The sequence below is a fragment of the Micrococcus sp. KRD012 genome, from assembly GCF_017168555.1.
Taxonomy (GTDB): Bacteria; Actinomycetota; Actinomycetes; order Actinomycetales; family Micrococcaceae; genus Micrococcus; species Micrococcus luteus.
On the sequence record NZ_JABFBB010000010.1, the window covers coordinates 66,109 to 85,797 of the forward strand.

The 19,689-nt window shown below is 74.8% G+C and carries 19 protein-coding genes; 9 read left to right on the forward strand and 10 right to left on the reverse strand.

Annotation, left to right across the window (positions count from 1 at the left end; genetic code table 11):
- Positions 1-9: 9 nt before the first annotated feature.
- From J1M37_RS05740 to J1M37_RS05755, 4 genes are all read right to left on the reverse strand, one after another.
- A complete protein-coding gene (locus J1M37_RS05740) occupies positions 10-411 on the reverse strand; it encodes a sterol carrier family protein (protein WP_036314253.1) in 402 nt (133 codons plus the stop codon).
- Complete coding sequence (locus J1M37_RS05745; RefSeq protein WP_206452290.1) at positions 408-1,481, reverse strand: asparaginase; 1,074 nt, start codon at positions 1,479-1,481, stop codon at positions 408-410. The genes J1M37_RS05740 and J1M37_RS05745 overlap by 4 nt, the downstream gene beginning before the upstream one ends.
- An 81-nt stretch (positions 1,482-1,562) precedes the next feature.
- Complete coding sequence (locus tag J1M37_RS05750; RefSeq protein ID WP_206452291.1) at positions 1,563-2,360, reverse strand: ABC transporter ATP-binding protein; 798 nt, start codon at positions 2,358-2,360, stop codon at positions 1,563-1,565.
- A gap of 80 nt (positions 2,361-2,440) precedes the next feature.
- Positions 2,441-3,592: an FtsX-like permease family protein gene (locus J1M37_RS05755; protein ID WP_206452292.1), complete on the reverse strand. Its 1,152-nt coding sequence runs from the start codon at positions 3,590-3,592 to the stop codon at positions 2,441-2,443.
- A 178-nt stretch (positions 3,593-3,770) separates the two neighbouring features.
- On the opposite strand from J1M37_RS05755, the gene J1M37_RS05760 reads away from it, so the two are divergent.
- Together J1M37_RS05760 and J1M37_RS05765 are read left to right on the forward strand one after the other, a co-directional pair.
- Positions 3,771-5,147 (forward strand): sensor histidine kinase, encoded by a 1,377-nt coding sequence (locus J1M37_RS05760; protein ID WP_206452293.1) that lies wholly within the window; start codon positions 3,771-3,773, stop codon positions 5,145-5,147.
- A complete protein-coding gene (locus J1M37_RS05765; RefSeq protein ID WP_060973807.1) occupies positions 5,144-5,773 on the forward strand; it encodes a response regulator in 630 nt (209 codons plus the stop codon). Before J1M37_RS05760 ends, J1M37_RS05765 begins: the two co-directional genes overlap by 4 nt.
- A gap of 42 nt (positions 5,774-5,815) precedes the next feature.
- Here the strand turns inward: J1M37_RS05765 and J1M37_RS05770 are convergent, their stop codons facing one another.
- Positions 5,816-6,085 (reverse strand): hypothetical protein, encoded by a 270-nt coding sequence (locus J1M37_RS05770; RefSeq protein ID WP_206452294.1) that lies wholly within the window; start codon positions 6,083-6,085, stop codon positions 5,816-5,818.
- Positions 6,086-6,147: 62 nt separating this feature from the next.
- Between J1M37_RS05770 and purD the strand changes: the two genes are divergently transcribed.
- From purD to J1M37_RS05785, 3 genes are all read left to right on the forward strand, one after another.
- Positions 6,148-7,437 (forward strand): phosphoribosylamine--glycine ligase, encoded by a 1,290-nt coding sequence (gene purD, locus J1M37_RS05775; RefSeq protein WP_206452295.1) that lies wholly within the window; start codon positions 6,148-6,150, stop codon positions 7,435-7,437.
- Positions 7,434-8,381 carry a phosphoribosylaminoimidazolesuccinocarboxamide synthase gene (locus J1M37_RS05780; RefSeq protein WP_044658867.1) on the forward strand — a complete coding sequence of 316 codons (948 nt, stop codon included), beginning with the start codon at positions 7,434-7,436 and terminating at the stop codon, positions 8,379-8,381. Before purD ends, J1M37_RS05780 begins: the two co-directional genes overlap by 4 nt.
- A 178-nt stretch (positions 8,382-8,559) precedes the next feature.
- Positions 8,560-9,615 (forward strand): hypothetical protein, encoded by a 1,056-nt coding sequence (locus J1M37_RS05785; protein ID WP_206452296.1) that lies wholly within the window; start codon positions 8,560-8,562, stop codon positions 9,613-9,615.
- A 41-nt stretch (positions 9,616-9,656) separates the two neighbouring features.
- On the opposite strand, the gene J1M37_RS05790 is transcribed toward J1M37_RS05785, so the two are convergent.
- The 4 genes from J1M37_RS05790 to J1M37_RS05805 are packed head-to-tail and all read right to left on the reverse strand — an operon-like array spanning position 9,657 to position 16,556.
- Positions 9,657-11,522 carry an ABC transporter ATP-binding protein gene (locus tag J1M37_RS05790; protein ID WP_049146820.1) on the reverse strand — a complete coding sequence of 622 codons (1,866 nt, stop codon included), beginning with the start codon at positions 11,520-11,522 and terminating at the stop codon, positions 9,657-9,659.
- Positions 11,519-13,357, reverse strand: a complete 1,839-nt coding sequence (locus J1M37_RS05795) for an ABC transporter transmembrane domain-containing protein (RefSeq protein WP_206452297.1) — start codon at positions 13,355-13,357, stop codon at positions 11,519-11,521. Before J1M37_RS05795 ends, J1M37_RS05790 begins: the two co-directional genes overlap by 4 nt.
- A 41-nt stretch (positions 13,358-13,398) precedes the next feature.
- On the reverse strand, positions 13,399-14,367 hold the full coding sequence (locus J1M37_RS05800; protein WP_206452298.1) for a metallophosphoesterase: 969 nt from the start codon (positions 14,365-14,367) through the stop codon (positions 13,399-13,401).
- Between the two features lie 5 nt (positions 14,368-14,372).
- Complete coding sequence (locus J1M37_RS05805) at positions 14,373-16,556, reverse strand: transglycosylase domain-containing protein (RefSeq protein ID WP_206452299.1); 2,184 nt, start codon at positions 16,554-16,556, stop codon at positions 14,373-14,375.
- Positions 16,557-16,624: 68 nt separating this feature from the next.
- On the opposite strand from J1M37_RS05805, the gene J1M37_RS05810 reads away from it, so the two are divergent.
- From J1M37_RS05810 to J1M37_RS05820, 3 genes are read left to right on the forward strand one after another with little or no spacing between them, the layout of a single operon-like run.
- Positions 16,625-16,792, forward strand: a complete 168-nt coding sequence (locus J1M37_RS05810) for a DUF4177 domain-containing protein (protein ID WP_010080276.1) — start codon at positions 16,625-16,627, stop codon at positions 16,790-16,792.
- A complete protein-coding gene (locus tag J1M37_RS05815) occupies positions 16,789-17,289 on the forward strand; it encodes a RidA family protein (protein WP_206452300.1) in 501 nt (166 codons plus the stop codon). The genes J1M37_RS05810 and J1M37_RS05815 overlap by 4 nt, the downstream gene beginning before the upstream one ends.
- On the forward strand, positions 17,279-18,181 hold the full coding sequence (locus J1M37_RS05820; RefSeq protein ID WP_206452301.1) for an NUDIX hydrolase: 903 nt from the start codon (positions 17,279-17,281) through the stop codon (positions 18,179-18,181). Before J1M37_RS05815 ends, J1M37_RS05820 begins: the two co-directional genes overlap by 11 nt.
- 35 nt (positions 18,182-18,216) lie before the next feature.
- Here J1M37_RS05820 and J1M37_RS05825 read toward each other — a convergent pair whose 3' ends face one another.
- Positions 18,217-18,894: a Crp/Fnr family transcriptional regulator gene (locus tag J1M37_RS05825; RefSeq protein WP_002854021.1), complete on the reverse strand. Its 678-nt coding sequence runs from the start codon at positions 18,892-18,894 to the stop codon at positions 18,217-18,219.
- A 174-nt stretch (positions 18,895-19,068) separates the two neighbouring features.
- Here J1M37_RS05825 and J1M37_RS05830 point away from each other — a divergent pair.
- A partial coding sequence (locus J1M37_RS05830; protein WP_206452302.1) for a CvpA family protein occupies positions 19,069-19,689 on the forward strand: 621 nt, incomplete at its 3' end.

Genomic DNA, 19,689 nt, shown 5'->3' on the forward strand with positions numbered 1-19,689 from the left:
ACCCCTCGCTCACGGCCGCACGAGCGGCAGGTGCGCGCCGAGGTCGGCCCGCACGCCCGAGGCGCGCACGCCGCCGGCCGCCGTCGCGTCCTCCCAGGTCGTCAGCCCCGTGGCCAGGGACAGCCATGTCACGGCGTCCATCTCCACGACGTTGGGCGGGGTGCCGCGGGTGTGCCGGGGCCCGGGGAGGCACTGGGCGACGCCGAAGGGCGGCACGCGCACCTCCACCGAGTTCCCGGGCACGCGGGTAGCCAGCTCCTCGAGCGCGAAGCGCACTGCCGTCGCCCGCGTGGGGCGCGGCAGCGCGGCGGCCGCCGCGGGGTCCTCCTCGTGGGCGCGTGCCCACGCCAGCAGCGCCGCGTGGCCCTCGACGACGGGCACCCGGCGGCGGGGCACGGAGCCGGTGGTCACGCCCGCGCCTCGAAGGCCGGCAGGACGTCCCCCACGAGCTCCTGCACCGGCGCGGCCAGGCGGATCTCACCGACCGGCTCGCCCCGGCCGAGCACCGGGGGCACGACGGCGGCCAGCACGCCCGGCAGCGTCGCCCGGTCCACGTGGTCCGGGGCGAACCGGGCCAGCAGCGCGAGCGCGACCAGGTCGCCGGCCCGCGTGCCGCCGTCGAGCGCCTTGACGGCCACGGCCGTGCCGTCCGGCGCGGCCATGACGAGGACGCCGTCCGCGCCCACCTTGGCGAGCAGGCCGAGCTCGCGCATCACCACGGTGTTGGAGCTCGTCTCCCCGTGGACGGCCCACGGGTGCTCGAGCATCGCCGTGGCGACGGCGGCCGCGTGCGGATCCGCGTCGGCGCGGCCGGGCGCCGCGGCGACCCGCCCGATGCCGCGGGCCAGGCCCGCCAGCGAGATGACGGCGGCCGGGGCGCCACAGCCGTCCACACCGGTGTGGGCCACCGGCTCGCCGCAGTACTCGGCGATCACCGCGTCCACCTCGCGCTGCAGCGGGTGCGCCGGGTCGAGGTACGTGGCGACGTCGTGCCCGGACGCCGCGCAGGCCGCGAGGAAGCCGGCGTGCTTGCCGGAGCAGTTGAAGGCCAGCGGGGTGGCGGCGGCGGCCTCGCCGTCGCGGCGGACCTGGGCGACCACCTCGGAGGTGTCCGCGGGCCAGGCCGGCGGGCACTGCAGGGCGGACGCGTCGAGGCCGGCGTCCGCGAGCATGCGCTCGGCCAGCGCCTGGTGCCGGAGCGTGCCCCGGTGCGAGCCGCACGCGATGGACAGGGCCTCGCCCTCCAGCGCCGCCCCGTGGCGCAGCGACGCGACGGCCTGGAACGGCTTCAGCGTGGAGCGCGGGTAGATCAGCGCGTCTGCGGGGCCGAGGGCGGCCAGCACCCGCCCGTCCGGGCCGGTCACGACGGCGGCGCCCGCCGTCCGGGACTCGACGAAGCCGTTGCGGACGGTCTCCACGAGCTCGCCGGCGTCGGACAGGGCGAAGGTCTCGCCCGCGGGGGCGACGGTGGCGTGGGTCATGCGGTCCAGGGTAGCGAGGACCCCGGACGCGCCGGGCGTCCGGGGCCGGTGGGCCGGGTCAGGTCCGGCGGCATCACCGGCTCACTCCGCGGAGAGCCGCCCGTCCACCATGGTCAGGGTGCGGTCCGTGGCCGAGAGGAACTCGTGGTCGTGCGTGACCATGAGCGTCGCCACCTGCTCCTCGCGGGTCAGCGTGCCCAGCAGGTCCACGACGGCGGCCGAGCGCTCACGGTCCAGCGCGGAGGTGGGCTCGTCCACGAGCAGCAGCGTCGGCGAGGCCATCAGCGCGCGCACGATGTTCACGCGCTGCCGCTGACCGCCCGAGAGCTGGTGCGGGCGCTTGCCGGCCTGGTCGGCCAGGTCCACACGCTCGAGCAGCTCCAGGGCCCGCGCCTTGGCGGCCCTGCGGTCGGCGCGGGTGGCTTCGCGGTCCAGGTGCACGGTCAGCTCCAGCTGCTCGGCCGCCGTGAGGGACGGGATGAGGTTGGGCTGCTGGAAGATCATGCCGATCTCCTGGCCGCGCAGCGCCGTGCGCTCCTTCCGGGACAGCCCGGCCATCTCGCGGCCGGCGACGGACACGCTGCCGGAGGTGGGCGTCACCAGGCCCGCGGCCACCGCCAGCAGGGAGGACTTGCCCGAGCCGGACGGGCCGACCATCGCGGTGAACGTGCCGGGGAGCAGGTCCAGGATCACCTCGTCCAGGGCGCGCAGCACGCCGCGCTCGCCGTCCGGGTACTCCAGCACGAGGTCGCGCACGGACAGCGCGGGGGTGGCGTCGGACGCGGCGGCGGGGCGCTCGTCGGCGACGCGGTGGGCGGCCGCGGCGGCCGGGGTGCGGAGTGCGTCGAGGTCGGCCTGCGGGGCGGTGAGGGTGGTCATGGGGAGGTCCTTTCTCCAAGCGGGGGCGAGGCGGAGCCGAGGGGGACGACGGCGCCGGGCGGCGCCGTCGTCGGGGGCGGTCAGTTGCCGCCGAGGGCGACCAGCGGGTCGATCCGGGTGACGCGGAAGACCGCGACGACGGCGGCCAGCATGCCGAGCACGAGGACCCCGGCGGCGGGCACCGCGGTGGTGGCCCACGAGAGCTCGAACGGGACGGCCCGCCCCGCGAACGCGCCGATCACGGCGGCCAGCCCGGTGCCCACGGCCACGCCGCCGACGAGCACGAACGCGGCCTGCGCGAGCGAGTCCTTCAGCACCCAGGCGTTCGAGCCGCCGAGGGCCTTGAGCACCGCGATGTCGCGGGTGCGCTGCACCGTCCAGATGGACAGGAACGCGATCACCACGAGCGCCGAGATGCCGTACAGGAAGCCCTGCATGGTCATCAGGGAGCCGTTCTCGGACCGGTAGCTGGGCAGGGCGGCGTAGGAGCCCTTCACGGTCTCGGCGACGGTGCCCGCAGCCTCGTCGCCGGCGGCGGCCACGGCATCGACGTCGGCGTCGGCGTCGAAGCGCACCAGGCCGGCGGTGCCGAGCACCGCGTCGTCGGCGGTGTGCGAGATGGCGTTCCAGTCCTCGAGCGCCAGCCACGTCACGGGGGAGTGGGAGTAGTACTCGGTCGGCACGACGTCGGCCACGGTGTAGACGAAGCCGGAGACCGCGACGGCGTCACCCGCCTGGGCGTGGAGGGAGTCGGCCACGTCCTGGCTGAGCACGATCTGCCCGGGCTCGACGCCGGCCGGCGCGTCGGAGCCGCCCGGGGTGAGACCGATGAACGCGGTGGTGGCCACGCCGGTGGTGGGCTCGCCGGACACGTCTGCGCGGCCCTGCGGGTCCGTGTCCACGGGGTGCTCGAGGCCGATGGCCCGACCCTGGCTCACACCGAGGGGCTCGACGGAGGCCACGCCGTCCGTGGCCGCCCACGCGTCGCGCTGGGCCACGGTGAACTCGGACTGGGTGAACGACGCGGTGGGCTCCTGGTCCGCCGCGCCGCCGAAGACCAGACGCTGCACGCCCTGCTCGCCGAGGCGGTCGATCGCGGCGGTGTTCTGCCCGCCCAGACCGGCCGTGAGGCCGGAGAGCATGACGAGCAGCAGGCTGATGAGGGCCACCACGGAGCCCATGAGGGCGAACCGTCCGGTGGCGAAGCGGAGGTCGCGGAGTGCGAGGAACACGGGGCGCGTCCTTTCCTGACGAGGTCTGTCCTGAGGTTGCCTCCACGGTCTCGCGCGGGGAGGGGTCGCCACATCGCCCGCGGCGGCTGGACCCGGTCAACCGAATGGTTGATCCCGGCGGCGCGGCCCCGGGGCAACGGGCCGTCGTCGCGTCCGGGGTGCGCCCTAGGGTGGAGCCATGTCCGTCGCACCCCGCGCCGTCGTGCCCCCCGCGCCCACCGAGACCGGCACCACCGCCGTACTCGCCGGCCTGCGCGTGGCCCTGCACGTCACGTTCGCCGCGCTGCTCACCGTGGGGCTGGCGCGCGCGCTCGCGGACCGGTCCCCGGACGCGTCCGGTCCGTTCCCGGCCACCACCCTGGTGCTGCTGACCGCCGCGCTGGCGGTCGTCTACCTGGCCGGGACCGTGCTGGAGCGGCGCCGGTGGGCCCGGGGCGACGACGTCGGCCGCGGCCCGGCGGTCGCCTGGCTGGCCCTGGTGCTGCTGCTGTGGGGCCTGCTCGTGGCCCACCACGGCGACTTCGCGTGGGTCGCCTTCCCCCTCTTCTTCGTCGTCCTGCACGTGGTCGACCGGGTGGCCCGGCAGGCCTGGGTGCGCCACGTGGTCGGGCCCGCGCTGGTGGTGGCGATGGCCGTCGTCGTGGTGGCCGGGATGGCGGCGGGCGCCGGCAGCGTGCGGGTGCCGGCCGTCATCGGTCCGCTGGTGGGCGCCGCCGTGGCCGTGGTGCTCTCCGGGGCGTACCGCGCCCTGCACGCCGAGTCCGAGCGCCAGCGTGCCGTGGCCGAGCAGCTGCGCGCCGCGCAGGCCGAGCTCGCGCGCACCGAGCACCGGGCGGGGGTGAGCGCCGAGCGGGAGCGGCTCGCCCGCGAGATCCACGACACCCTCACCCAGGGGCTGGCCTCGATCGTGCTGGTCTCGCGCGCGGCCCAGGACGCGCTCGACGCCGCCGACCCCGCCCTCGCCCGGCAGCGCATGGAGACCGTGCGCGCCACGGCCGCCGAGAACCTCGCCGAGTCCCGCCGCTTCGTCCGCGACCTGCGCGGCACCGGGGCACCGTCCCTCATCGAGGCGCTCGAACGAGCGGTCACCGGGTTCGCCGACCGGCAGGCCGCCGCCGGGACACCCGTGGCCGCGGACGTCGAGGTCGTGGGCGAGCCGGTCGCGGTCGCCGAGGCCGTGGAGACCGCCGTGCTGCGAGCCGTGCAGGCCTCCCTGGCGAACGTCGGCGCCCACGCGGGCGCCCATCGCGCCCGCGTCACGCTGGGCTACCTCGGCGACGAGCTGACGGTGGACGTGGCCGACGACGGCGCGGGGTTCGACCCGGCCGTCGTCGCGGCCCGCCCCCGGGCCGGAGCCGCCGGTGCCGACCCGGGGGCGGGGACCGGCGTGGGACTGGCGAGCGTGCGCGAGCGCCTCGCGGCGGTGGGCGGCGAGGCCACCGTCGAGTCGGCCCCCGGCGAGGGCACCGTGGTGGCGCTGCGGGTGCCGCTGGCCGCCGCCGGGGCCGGCCGGAGCGCTGATCCCGAGCAGACCGAGAGCGAGGAGACCGCATGAGCGTGCGCGTGATGCTGGTGGACGACCACCCCGTGGTCCGGGCGGGGGTGCGGGCCGTCGTCGAGGCGCACCCGGACCTGACCGTGGTGGCCGAGGCCGCCGACGGGGCGGAGGCGATCGGCGTCCTGGAGGCGGGCGAGCCCGCGGTGGACGTCGTGCTGATGGACCTGCAGATGGGCGCGGGGATGGACGGCGTGACCGCCACCCGCGCGGTGCGGGAGCGGTGGCCGGGGGTGCAGGTGCTGATCCTGACGACCTTCGACACGGAGGCGGACATCCTCGCGGCCGTGAACGCGGGCGCTGCCGGCTACCTGCTCAAGGACGCCCCGAGCGAGGAGATCGCCTCGGCGGTGCGGCAGGCGGCGGCGGGGCGCAAGGCGCTGGCCCCGCAGGTCGCGGCCACGCTGATGGGGCGCATGTCCGGCGGCTCCGAGGTGCTGTCCGAGCGGGAGATCCAGCTGCTCGAGCTGATCGCGCGGGGCGCCACGAACAAGGTGGCCGCGAAGGAGCTGTTCATCTCCGAGGCCACCGTGAAGACGCACCTGGTGCACATCTTCCAGAAGCTCGGGGTGGACAACCGCACGCGCGCCGTCGACGAGGCCCGGCGACGGCGCATCATCCGCTGACGGACAGGCCGGGGCGGCCGGCCCTGGAGGGCCCAGCCCTGCTCAGCGGCGCCGCACGTACCGGGTGATCACCGCCGCGGCGACGGCGGCCAGCGCCAGCACGCCGAGCGCGGCGGGCAGGCTGAGGTCCCCGCGCTGGACACCGAACCCCCGCAGCGTCCAGAAGACGATCAGGGCGCACGTGAACATCACGCCGACGAACGTCCAGGCCGACCGCAGCCCGGTTCCCAGCCCCGCACCGGGCCGGTGGCGGGGGTCACGGGGGTCACCGTCGTCGCCGGGCTGACCGTGGTGGAGGGGAGGCATCGTCATGCGCTCCACCGTAGGGGCCACGGGCCGGGCCGGGCCAGGGCCACCGCGTAGGCTTGAGGCTCGTGAAGACCCTTGTGCTCGGCAACGGCGGCCGCGAACACGCGCTGCTCACCGCCCTCTCCCGTGATCCGCAGGTCAGCGCCCTCCACGCGGCGCCCGGCAACGCCGGCATGGCCGACCTCGCCACCCTCCACGCCGTCGAGGCCACCGACCCGGCCGCCGTCGTGGAGCTCGCGCGCGAGCTGGGGGCCGACCTCGTCGTCGTCGGTCCCGAGGCCCCGCTGGCCGCCGGCGTCTCCGACGCCCTGCGCGAGGCCGGGTTCGCCGTGTTCGGCCCCTCGCAGGCCGCCGCGCAGCTCGAGGCGTCCAAGGCCTTCGCCAAGGAGGTCATGGCCGCCGCGGGCGTGCCCACCGCCGGCTCCCGCGTGTGCACCACCGCCGCGGAGGCCGCCGCCGCCCTTGACGAGTTCGGCGCCCCGCACGTCGTCAAGGACGACGGTCTGGCTGCGGGCAAGGGCGTCGTGGTCACCTCCGACCGCGCCGAGGCCCTCGCCCACGCCGAGGCCTGCTTCGCCGCCGGCGGCACCGTGGTGATCGAGGACTTCCTGGACGGCCCCGAGGTCTCCCTCTTCGTGATCTGCGACGGCGAGGACGCCGTCGCCCTCACCCCCGCCCAGGACTTCAAGCGCATCCACGACGGCGACGCCGGCCCCAACACCGGCGGCATGGGCGCGTACACGCCGCTGCCGTGGCTGCCCGAGGGCTTCACGGACGAGGTGATGGACCGCGTGGCCCGCCCCGTGCTCGCCGAGATGGCCCGCCGCGGCACCCCGTTCACGGGCGTGCTGTTCTGCGGCCTGGCCGTGACCGCCAAGGGTGTGGAGGTCATCGAGTTCAACGTGCGCTTCGGCGACCCCGAGACCCAGGCCGTGCTCGCCCGCCTCGAGACGCCCCTGGGCGGGCTGCTCGCCGACGCCGCGGCCGGCCGGCTCGGCGCGGACCGTCGACTCGAGTGGAGCGACGACGTCGCCGTGGACGTGGTCATGGCCTCGGCCGGCTACCCGGCCTCCTCCTCGAAGGGCGACGTGATCACCGGGCTGGCCGACGCGGCCGGCCTCGAGGGCGTGCACGTGATCCACGCGGGCACCGCGGTGTCCGGTGAGGACGTGGTGACGGCGGGCGGCCGGGTGCTGGCCGTCGTCGGGCGCGGGGCGGACCTGGCCCAAGCGCGCGAGCGCGCCTACGCGGGCGTCGAGCGCATCCGGTTCGACGGCGCCCAGTGGCGCACGGACATCGGACTCAAGGCCGAGCGCGGCGAGATCACCGTGCCCGGGACGGAGGGAGCGAAGTGAGCGGGGAGCGCGTGGGGTTCACGGGGGCCGAGGCCCTCGAGCTGCCGGGCTGGCGGCACGTCTACTCGGGCAAGGTGCGGGACCTGTACGAGCCCGCCGACGCCGAGCCGGGGCGGTCCGCGACGCTGCTCGTGGTGGCCTCCGACCGGATCAGCGCCTACGACCACGTGCTGGAGCCGCCGATCCCGGACAAGGGCGCCATCCTCACCCGGCTGACCCTGTGGTGGTTCGAGAAGCTGGCCGAGGGCTACAACGGGGCCCACGCCGAGCCGGTCGAGCACCACGTGGTGAGCACGGACGTGCCCGCGGCCGTGGCCGGGCGGGCGATGATCGTCAAGCGCCTGGACATGTTCCCCGTGGAGTGCATCGCCCGCGGCTACCTGACCGGCTCCGGCCTGGCCGAGTACCGCGCGTCGGGCACGGTGGCCGGCCTGCCGCTGCCCGCCGGGCTCGTGGACGGCTCGCGGGTCGACCCGCCGATCTTCACGCCGTCCGCGAAGGCCGAGGTCGGCGAGCACGACGAGAACATCACGTTCGAGCAGATGGTCGAGCGCGTGGGCACCGAGGCCGCCGAGCGCCTGCGGTTCCTCACCCTGGACCTGTACGCCCGCGCCGAGGCGATCGCCCGCGAGGCCGGCATCATCCTGGCGGACACGAAGGTCGAGTTCGGTGTGGACCCGGCCACCGGCCAGGTGGTGCTGGGCGACGAGGTCCTCACCCCGGACTCCTCCCGGTTCTGGGACGCCGAGGACTACGAGCCCGGCCGCCCCCAGGCGAGCTTCGACAAGCAGTTCGTCCGCGACTGGCTCACGGGCCCCGACTCCGGTTGGGACAAGACCAGCGGGGAGGCCCCGCCGGCGCTGCCCGCCGACGTCGTGGCCAAGACCCGCGACCGCTACGTGGAGGCGTACGAGCGCCTGACGGGCCGCCCCTTCGACGCCTGACCCGCACTTTCGAACGTGAGATATGTCCTCTCTCACGTTCGAAAGTCCCCATTCGCCCGATTTCACGTTCGAAAGTCCGGGGAGGGGCGGGGCGGGGCGGCTCCTGCACAGGGGCCCGGCCCCGCACAGGAGGGGGTCGGACGCCCGCCCACGACGACGGCGCCCGCATCCTGGCCGCATGCCACGCCGCCCCGCACCCCTTCCGCCAGCCCTCGCCGGCCGCGTCTTCACCCGGCGCGAAGCCCTGGACCGCCTCTCCCTCTCCTCCGACCGGCTGCGCAGCCTCGACCTGCGCCAGGTCACCCACGGGGCACACCGCGCGGTCGTCGACGTGCCGGGGTCGTGGGCCGCGCTCGGATACCCCCGCCCCGTGGCGGCCCTGCCGCCGGAGGAGGCCGCTGTCGTGGTGGCTCTGACCCGTGGGGTCGCCTCGCATCTGACGGCGGCGCGGCTGCACGGGCTCGTCCTGCCGTGGTGGGCCGAGGAGGACACACGGGTGCACGTGAGCCGGCCGCACCGCACGGGTCGGACGGGGCGCGCGGGCGTCGCCTGCCACGGACGCACGGTGCCGGCCGAGGACCGCGTGGAGGTGCACGGGGTCCCGGTCACCTCGCTCGAGCGGACGTGGGTGGACCTCTGCTCCCTGCTGCGGCCGGATCAGGTGGCGGACGCCGTCGTCGCGGGGGACGCGCTCGTGAACCGTCCGTGGGTGGACGGGTCCCGACTCCCGCCGCGCACGACGGCGTCGCGGCTCTCCGCGGCGCTGGAGCGGGCGGGCCGGTTCAAGGGCGTGCGGGTGGCTCGGTCCGCGCTGGCGCTGATCCGGGTGGGGGCGGACTCGCCTCCGGAGACGCGACTGCGGCTGGCGCTCCTCGACGCCGGGCTCCCCGAGCCGCGCCTCCAGGCGCAGCTGGTCTCACCGGCAGGGGAGCGGACCGACGCGGACATGGTGGTCGAACGGTCCCGCGTGGCCCTCCACTACGACGGCGGCCACCATCGCACGCCGGAGCAGCAGCGACGCGACGCACGGCGGGACCGTCTCTGGCAGGAGGCCGGCCACCTGTCCATCACGGTGATGGGCGCCGACCTGGCCGAGGACTTCCGGACCGTGGTGGCCGCCGTCGTCCGCCACGACCGGGTCGTGCGGGCGACCTCCGCCACCTCCGGCCCCGCCCCCGCCGCAGGACTTTCGAACGTGAAATCGGGCGAATGGGCGCTTTCGAACGTGGGGTAGGCCCTCTGCCACGTTCGAAAGCGCGTCGGGCGCGCCACCCATCAGGCGAGCGAGTCCTCCCAGGCCCGGTGCAGCGCCGCGAACCGGCCGTCGGCCGCCACCAGCTCGGCGGGGCTGCCGTCCTCGATGATCCGGCCATCGTGCATCACGAGCACCCGGTCGGCGGTCTCGACGGTGCTGAGCCGGTGGGCGATGATCAGCGCCGTCCGGTTCCCCAGCAGCCGCTCCAGCCCGGCCTGCACGAGTCGCTCGCTCGGCAGGTCCAGCGACGACGTCGCCTCGTCCAGGATCAGCACGGCGGGGTCCGCGAGGAACGCCCGCGCGAACGACACGAGCTGCCGCTGTCCCGCGCTCAGCCGCCCGCCGCGCTTGGCGACGTCGGTCGCGTAGCCCTCGGGCAGCCCCAGGATGAAGTCGTGCGCCCCCACCGCCCGGGCGGCCGCCTGGATCTCGGCCTCGGTGGCGTCGGGCCGGCCGAGGGCGATGTTCTCCGCGATCGACCCGGAGAACAGGAACGCCTCCTGGGTCACCATCACCACGTTGCGCCGCAGATCCGCCTGGCTGAGCTCGCGCAGCTCCACCCCGTCCAGCGTCAGCGAGCCGGCAGAGACGTCGTAGAACCGGGCGATGAGCTTGGCCAGCGTCGACTTGCCCGCACCCGTCTGGCCCACCACGGCCACGGTCTGCCCGGCCGGGATCACGAGGTCGAACTCCGGCAGCACCACCCGGTCCGGTCCGTAGCTGAACACCGCGTCCCGGAACTCCACCCGCCCGGACGCCACGCCCGTCCCCGGAGCGTCGGCCCCGGGCAGCGGCGTGGGCTCGGCGGCCTCCACCACGGTGGGCTCCTCCTCGAGCAGGCCGGAGACCTTCTCGAGTGCCGCCGTCGCGGACTGCAGCGACGAGTAGAACATCGCCACCATCTCCATGGGCTGGAACACGCGCCGCCCGGCCAGCAGGAGCGCCACGAGCACCCCCACCTCGAGGTCGCCGTCGAGCACGCGCAGGCCCCCGGTCACGAGCAGCGCCGCCACCGTCAGGTTGCCCGTCGCCACGAGCACCGGCTGCAGGATGCCGAACAGGTTGAGCGTGGCCACCATGTCGTCCCGGTAGGCCGTGGCCAAGTCGCGGTACCGCGCGTCGTTGTCCCGTTCCCGCCGGAAGGCCTGGACCGCGCGGATGCCGGTCATGGTCTCCACGAAGTGCACGATCGACCGCGCCGAGGACACCCGTGACCGCCGGTACGCCTCCTCGGACCGCACCTGGTACCAGCGCGTCACGATCGCCACCGGCACGGCCGCGCCCAGCAGCACGAGGAACGACGGCGGGTCCAGCAGCAGGATGGACGCCGCGGTGAACGACATGAACATCAGCCCGGACACGAGCGAGGACACGCCCTGGTCCAGCAGCTCCCGCAGCGCCTCCAGGTCCGAGGTCTGCCGCGAGATCACCCGCCCGGACGTGTACCGCTCGTGGAAGCCGAGGCTCAGCCGCTGCGTGTGCCGGAACACGCGCAGCCGCAGGCTCAGCAGCATGGCCTGGCTCGCCCGCGCGGTGAGCCACGTGTACGCCCCCAGCAGGCCGCCGGAGACGAGGGCCGCCGCCACGTACGCCCCGCCCACGGGGACGAGGATGGGCCAGACGGACTCGCCGGCCCGCACGGCCTCGACGACGCGCGGCAGCTCCGCGTCGATCGCCCAGGCGATGATCAGCGGACCGGCCGCCCGCGCCGCGTTGGACACGAGGACGAAGACCACGGTGAGCAGCAGCGTCCCCCGGACCGGCCGCGCGAGCTCGCCGAGCAGCCGGAAGGACCGGCGCCGGATGTGGCGGCGCTCCGCGCGGGTGTAGTCGAGGTCCTCTTCGGCCCCCACGCCGCGCACGCGGCTCACGTCGGCGGCGCTCATGCCTGCTCCTCCGGTCGGCTCGAGATGATGTGCCGGTACACGGCGCTGCGGGCCAGCAGTTCGGGGTGCGTCCCCACGTCCTCGATCCGCCCGTCCGCCAGCACCGCGACCCGGTCCGCGAGGGCCACGGTGGAGGGACGGTGCGCCACGATCAGGGTGGTCGTCCCGTCGAGGACCTCGCGCAGGCGCGCGGTCACGGCCTCCTCGGTGCGCACGTCGAGGGCGGAGAGGGGGTCGTCCAGCACGAGCACGTCCGGGCGCGCCGCGATCGCGCGGGCGAGGGCGATCCGCTGGCGCTGTCCGCCGGAGAGGCTGAGGCCCTCCTCGCCGATCTCGGTCTCGACGCCGTCCGCCAGGTCCGCCACGAAGCCCGCCTGCGCGGTCTCGAGCGCGAGGTCGAGCAGGGCGTCCGCCGCGGGGGAGTGGAGGCCGTCCGCGAGCACGTCCGCCGGGGCGCCGAGCAGCACGTTCTGCCGGATGGTCGCGGAGAACAGCGTGGCGTCCTCGAATGCCACGGACACCCGCCGGCGCAGCTCCTCGAGCGGCATCCGGCGCACGTCCACCCCGTCCACGCAGACGGAGCCCGCCGTGACGTCGAGCAGCCGGGGGACCAGCTGCAGCAGCGTCGACTTGCCGGCGCCGGTCGCGCCGACCAGGGCCATCGTCTCGCCGGGCACCAGCTCGAGGTCGACGCCGTCGAGCAGGTCGCGCTCCCCGCGCCCCGGGTCCGCGTCCGGCCAGCGGAAGCGCACCCCGCGGAACGCGAGCGCGCCGGTGGCCGGGGGCACGACGGCGGCCTCCCCGGTGGGCGAGGCGATGTCCACGGGCGTGGCGAGGACGTCCACGTGGCGGTCGATCGCCGTGCGGGCCGAGAGCGTCATGCCCATCAGCTGGCCCACCGACTCGACCGGCCCGGCCAGCACGGCCGCGGTGGCGAAGTAGGCGGCGAGCGCGCCCACCGTCAGCTCCCCGGTCGCCACGAGCCACAGGCCCAGGGCGAGGCCCAGGCCCAGCACCGTCTCCGGCAGGGCCACGATGAGCGCGATGAACCGGGCCAGCACCGAGGCCTTGTGCACCTCGGTGCCCTGCAGTGTGCGGGCGCGCCCGCGGAAGCCGTCGAGGGCGTGCGCGCCGCGGCCGAACGCCTTGAGGACGCGGATGCCGTGCACCGACGCCTCGACGGACGTGGCGAGGTCCCCGGCCTGGTCCTGGGAGAGCCGGGACGCGGCGCGGAAGTCGTTGCGGAACCCGAACGACGCCCACATGATCGGCACGGCCGCGGCGAGGTAGAGCAGGGCCAGCTGCCAGGACAGCAGGAACAGCAGGACGAGGCCGACGGCGATGGTCACCACGTCCACCACGAGCATGACCGAGCCGAACGCGATCCACCGCCGCAGCAGCGAGAGGTCACCCTGGGCCCGGGAGAGCAGCTGCCCCGAGGGCCACGCGTCGTGGAACGCCACCGGCAGGCGCTGGAGCCGTTCGAACAGGGCGATGCGCGCCCGGTTCTCCACCCCGGCGGCCGGCGGGAGGATGAAGTACCGGCGCAGGCCGATGAACGCGGCCTCGGCGAGGCCGAGCACGGTGAGCAGGCCGGCGGCCCGCCACACGTCCGCGCGGGAGTCGGGGGAGGAGGGCCCGGCGAGCACAGTCTGCGTGAACACGGTGTCCACGAGCAGGTGGATGACCTGCGGGATGGCCAGGGCCACGAGGCCCGCCGCCGTGGCCGAGGCGAGCCCGAGCACCCAGCGCGCCCGCACGCCCTCGAGGTACGGTGCGATCCCGCCCAGGGCGTCACGCAGGGACGAGGCGGCGGGAGAGGTGGCGCGGGTCACGGGGCTCCACTGTACCCGCGGCCCCGGACGGGACAGGCGGCTCAGCCCCGCGGGACCAGGTCCAGCACCACGGCCTCGGGCCGGCACGCGAACCGCACGGGCGCGGACGGCGCGGTCCCCAGGCCGGCCGACACCTCGAGGGGGACGGTCCGCCCCGCGGCCATCCACGTCGAGACCCCGGAGGCCTGTCGGCGGGGCAGGTCGCAGTTGGTGACGAGCGCGCCGAGGAACGGCACGCACACCTGCCCGCCGTGGGTGTGGCCCGCGAGCAGCAGGTCGGCGCCGTCGGCGGTCATGGCGTCCAGCACGCGGCGGTACGGGGCGTGGGTGACCCCCAGCCGGAATCGCCCGTCGTCACCGGGCCGCCCGGCGCCGTCGTCGGGCGCGGAGCCGGGGAAGCCGGCCCAGGCGTCCAGACCGAGGTGCGGGTCGTCGGTGCCGGCGGCGAGGACCTCGAGCGTGGTCCCGGCGCGGGTCGGCACGACCAGGGCGGCGCCCCGGTTCGTCAGGTCGGCCCAGCCGGCGGCGCGGAACGCGCCGAACAGGACGTCGGAGGGAAGCCGGGGCCGGTCCGCGTCCATGCGCGAGGGGCCCGCGAAGTACCGGAGGGGATTGGCCGCCTGGGGCGCGTAGTAGTCGTTGGAGCCGGGCACGAACACGCCGGGCCGCGCCAGCAGCGGCCCGAGCGCGTCGAGCACGAGCGGCACCGACGCCGCGGCGGACACGTTGTCACCCGTGTTGACCACGAGGTCCGGCTCGAGCGCATCCAATCCGCGCAGCCACGCCCGCTTGGCCCGGTGCCGGGGCAGCAGGTGGATGTCCGAGAGGTGCAGCACCCGCAGCGGCGCCGACCCGGCCGGCAGCACGGCCAGTCGGTGCGTGCGCACCGTCCGGGCCTCGGCCTCGACGAGACCCCAGGCCAGGCCGAGGCCCGCCGTCGTGGCCATTCCGACAGCGGCAGGCGCTGCGGCGCGAAGCATGTGGCGGGTGCGAGAGGCGGCGGGGCGCATCGCGGTCAGAAGCCCGGGACCGCCTCGGGCAACGGCCCGCCCCGGTCCAGGTCGTCGATGTGGAACTGGCGTCCGTCCGGGTGCTCGCCGGCCTCGCCCGGGTCCTCCGACTGCGGGCCGTCCCACTCGGGCAGCTCGCCGGGCGGGAACTTCTCCTTGGCCAACTGGTTGTACTCGAGCCAGGACGGGCCGTTGATGGAGGTCGAGTAGAACGGGTTGCGGACCTCGCCGTTGACGGTCTCGCCCGTCATGGACTTCAGGTTGTTGTAGCGGCCGGTCCACACGGCGGTGGCCAGCTTGCTGGTGAATCCGACGAACCACGTGGAGGACACGTTGTCGTTCGTGCCCGTCTTGCCGCCGAACTCGTAGCCGGCGCCCTCCTCGGCGATGTTGAAGCCGCCGATGTGGCGCAGGACCGGCATCAGCTCCCGGACGTGGTCCGGGTCGATGACCTGGTCGCACTGCGGGTCGGCGACGTCGTACTGGTTGCCGGCGGTGTCCGAGACCTCCAGGATGGCGCGCGGCTCGCAGTACAGGCCGTTCGCGGCGATGGCGGCGAATGCGCCGGCCAGGGAGAGCGGGGCCACCGAGTCCTTGCCGAGCAGGAAGGACGGGTCGTCCGGCTGCAGCGGGGAGCTGTCCAGGGCGCGGGTGATGCCCAGCTGGGTGGTGAGGCTCGTGATGTCGCACAGGTCCAGCTGGTACGCGGTGGCGACGGTCGGGGTGTTCACGGACCAGAAGAGGCCCTCGTCCACGCGCACCTGCCGCAGCATGTTCGGGATCACGTTCTTGAACTTCCAGGTGCCGCCGATCGTGGTGTAGCCGCCCGGGCGGCACGAGGCTGCGAAGCGCGTGCCCGTGGGGTAGACGTTCCGGGAGGCGTCCACGGAGTCGACCAGGCGGTTGCCGTTGCGCAGCCACGTCAGCGCCACGAAGGGCTTGAGCGTGGAGCCGGCCTGGAAGCCCTGGCCGCCGCCCCACTGCTTGTCCACGTTGAAGTTCAGCGAGGTGTGGCCGAGCTCGTCCTGGATGGCGTACTCGGTGTTCTGGGCCATGGTGCGGATGTTGCCGGTGCCGGCCTCCACCGAGGTGAGCGCGTGGCCGGCGCCCAGCGACTCGTTGTTGGGCACCGAGGCGCGCAGGTTCTTCTCGGTCTCCTTCTGGAGCGTCGAGTCGATCGTCGTGCGGATGGTGAGTCCGCCGCGGTCCAGCAGGGCCTGGCGGGACTGGACGTCGGGGCCGAACGTGGGGTCGGCGAGGATCTGCCGCTCCACGTAGTCGCAGAAGTAGGTGCCGAACTTGGCGTAGAGGCAGCCCGAGGGGCGGGACTCCATCACCACCTCCATCGGCTGGGCGACGGCGTGGTCGTACTCCTCCTGGGAGAGGTAGCCGTTGTCCTTCATCGCGTTCAGCACGAGGTTGCGCCGCTCCGTGGCCTCCTCCGGATTGCGGGCCGGGTTGAACCGGGTGGGGGACTGGACCATGCCGGCCAGCGTGGCGGCCTCCCAGCTCTCCAGGTCGGCGGCGGACTTGCCGAACACGTACTGCGAGGCGGCCTCGACGCCGTAGGAACGGCCGGAGAACAGCACGATGTTGAGGTAGCCCTCGAGGATCTCGTCCTTCGACATCTGCTTCTCGACGGCGACCGCGAGCTTGATCTCCTTGACCTTGTCCGCGATGTTCTTGGAGCCGGAGAGCGTGAGGCGGGAGTCGCCGCGGATCTGCTGCACGTTCACCAGCATGTTGTTCACGAACTGCTGGGTGAGGGTGGAGGCGCCCTGCGTGGAGTCGGAGGTGGCGTTGTTCACGGCAGCGCGGATGAGGCCGCGCGCGTCCACGCCGTCGTGATCGTAGAAGCGCTCGTCCTCGATGGCCACGATCGCGTGCTGCATGTGCTCCGAGATCTCGTCCAGCGGGACCGGGGTGCGGTTCTCCTCGTAGAAGACGGCGATCTCCTCACCGTCCTCCGAGAGGATGCGCGACGGCACGGAGACCGGCTCCGTGGGCAGCTCGTCCGGCAGCTCGTCCAGCATCTCCCGGCCCGACGCGGCGGCGACACCGGCCAGGCCCGCGACGGGCAGCAGGAGGGCCGCCACGAGCAGGCCGGCCACCGCCGAGAGGCCCACGAAGGCGAGGAGGCGGCCGAGGGCGCTCGAGGGCGCGGGGAAGCGGGTCGTGCGGGAGGCCATGGGCGCGAGTGTAGCGCGGGCACCTGGGACCTCTTCCGGGGTCCGCGCCGGTGGCTAGGGTGGGTCCCATGACTCAGCAGACGCAGTGGGAGTACGCCACGATCCCCCTCCTCATCCACGCGACCAAGCAGATCCTCGACCAGTGGGGCGAGGACGGCTGGGAGCTCGTCACGGTGATCCCGGGCCCCGAGGGGAACAACCCCGTGGCCTACCTCAAGCGTCCGAAGGCGGCGTGAACGTGACGGAGCAGTCCTCGGCCCCCACCTGGGGCGACGGCGCCGTCGCGGCCCGCCTCGCGGAGCTCGGCATCGACCGACCCGCCGTCGCGGCGCCGGTCGGCTCCTACGTCCCGGCGCTGCGGGACGGCGACCTCGTGCTGACCTCCGGCCAGCTCCCCTTCGTGGCCGGCGCCCTGCACGCCACCGGCAAGGTGGGCGCGGAGGTCACCCCCGAACGCGCCCAGGAGCTCGCGCGGGCGTGCGCCGTGAACGCGGTGGCCGCGGTGCACGAGCTGGTGGGCGACCTGGACCGGGTCGCCCAGGTCGTCAAGGTCGTCGGCTTCGTGGCCTCCGACCCCGCGTTCACCGGTCAGCCCGGCGTGGTGAACGGCGCCTCGGACGTGCTGGCCGAGATCTTCGGCGAGGCCGGCCGCCACGCGCGCTCCGCCGTCGGCGTGGCCGTGCTGCCCATGGACGCTCCCGTCGAGGTGGAGATCACCGTCCGTGTCCGCTGACCCGGCCGGCCTGCTGCTGCCGGTCCCGGGGCAGGAGGAGGACCTCACCCGCCAGTGGCTGGACCGGCGCTTCCGCCAGGTCCGCCCCGCCCGGCCCGGGTCGTCCGTCGTGCTCGTGCGGGACGGCGACGACGGCCCGGAGGTCTTCCTCCGTCACCGCGCGGGACGCACCCCGCTCGGCCGCGTGGGTCTGCCCGGCGGCGCGCTCATCGAGTCCGACGCCGACTCCTGCCCGTGGTACGGGCCCGAGCCCTCCCAGTGGGCCCGCACGTTCGGGACCACGGACCGGCGGCGTGCGCGGCAGCACGTGGTGGCCGCCGTCCGTGAGCTCCACGACGAGGCCGGAGTGCTCCTCGCCGGTCGCTCCGACACGGACGTCGTGTCCACGGCGCGCATCGAGACCTGGGGCGGGGGCCGCAGCTCCCTCGAGGAGGGCTCGGAGAGTCTGCCCCATCTGCTGGCCGCGCGTGGCCTCGGGGTGCGCGCCGACCTGCTGCGCCCCGTCATGCGCTGGCGATCCGCGCCCCACGTCCACCGACGCTTCGACACGGCCGTGTTCGCCACGATGACCCCACCGCTGCAGTCCGCGCCGGCATCCGAGGAACCCGGTCCCGAACTTCAGGCGTGGGTGCCCGCGCGTCGCGCGCTCGCCGGCCCGCTGCGGCTGCCCGGACCCGCCGGGGCGGAGGGCACGGCACCCTTCGACCAGGTGGCGACCCCGCTGACGCAGGTGATCGTGCGTCGGGTCGCGGCGCACCGGACGGCCGCCGCCTTCCTGCTCTCCGTCACGCCCTGCGCCCGGCGCGGCCCCGTGCCGGAATACCATCTGGTCACCGAGGCCGGCGACGACGGCACCCCCCGGATGCGCGTGGAGCGGGCCACCCGGGACTGACCGGGGTGGCCCGCTCCACGGCAGGGCGGGGGGCGTCAGCGCGAACGCTGACGCAGACGCTGCAGGTCCAGGATGACCACGGCGCGGTTCTCCAGGCGGATCCAGCCGCGCTGGACGAACTCGGCCAGGGCCTTGTTCACGGTCTCGCGGGACGCGCCCACCAGCTGGGCGAGCTCCTCCTGCGTGAGGTCGTGCGCCACCAGCAGGCCGTCCGCGGCCGGCCGGCCGAAGCGGTCCGCGAGGTCCAGGAGCGCCTTGGCCACGCGGCCCGGCACGTCCGAGAACACCAGGTCCGCCAGGGACTCGTTGGTCTTGGACAGGCGCTGGGCCAGGGCCTGGAGCAGCTGGACCGACACATCCGGCGACGAGGCGATGGCGCGGCGCAGGTTCTCATGGCGCAGACCGGCCAGGCGCGTGGCGGACACCGCGGTGGCGGTGGCGTTGCGCGGGGCGGGGTTGAACAGGGCCATCTCGCCGAAGATCTCGCCGGGGCCGAGCACGGCCACGAGGTTCTCGCGGCCGTCCGAAGCGGTGCGGCCGAGCTTGATCTTGCCGGACATGATCACGTACAGCTGATCGCCCTGGTCGCCCTCGTGGAACGCGGACGCGCCGCGGGAGAGCTCCACCTCGGTCAGCTCCGAGGTGAGGATGGCGAACACCTCGTCGTCCAGGTTGGTGAACAGCGGAGCCTTCCGCAGAACCTCGAGATCCATGTGTGCGTGTCCTCTCTGTGGGCAGTTCCTCACACCGCGGCGGAGGAGCCGCCCGGTTCACTGGCGTCCATTGTGCCCCATACCCCAGGGCGGGCCGATACCCTGGATCCTCCACCGGGCGCGCGGGCGGTCCCCGTGCGTGGCCGGTGCCGTCGCATCCGAAGGAGGTCGCCCATGCCGCTGGGTCTGACGTGGCTGGACGTCCTGCTCATCGTCGCGCTCGCGATGCTCCTGGTCCAGGGCCACCGTCGCGGCCTGTGGGTGGTGCTGGGCAACCTCGTCGGCCTGGTCGGCGGTGCCGCGATCGCGTTCTACGCCCTGCCGGAGGTGGCGGAGTTCGTCACCGCGCCGCAGTGGCGGTGGGCCGCGCTGATCGCCACCCTCGTCCTGCTCGTGGCGGCGGGCCAGTACGTGGGCGCCGCCATCGGCGAGGCGATCCGGCTGCGCGTGAACCTGCCGGCCCTGCGACTCGTCGACCGCCTGCTCGGCGCGCTCGCCGCCGGTCTCGCGGGCGCCCTCGTCCTCTGGCTCGTGGCGTTCTCCATCGCGGCCTCCGGCTCCACCGCGGTCACCCGTGAGGTGACCCGCTCGCAGGTGATCACGGCGCTGGACACCGTGATGCCCGACTCGCTCCTGGCCTGGGCCGCCCGCTCGCGCTCCGCCGTCGCCGACCTGGACGTGCTGCCGGAGCTCGAGCTGCCCGCCCCCGTCCCGGAGTCCGACGACGGCGTCCGCGCCGCCCCGGCCCCGGCCGCGACGCCGGGTCTGCCCTCGGCCGCCTCCTCCCCGTCCGAC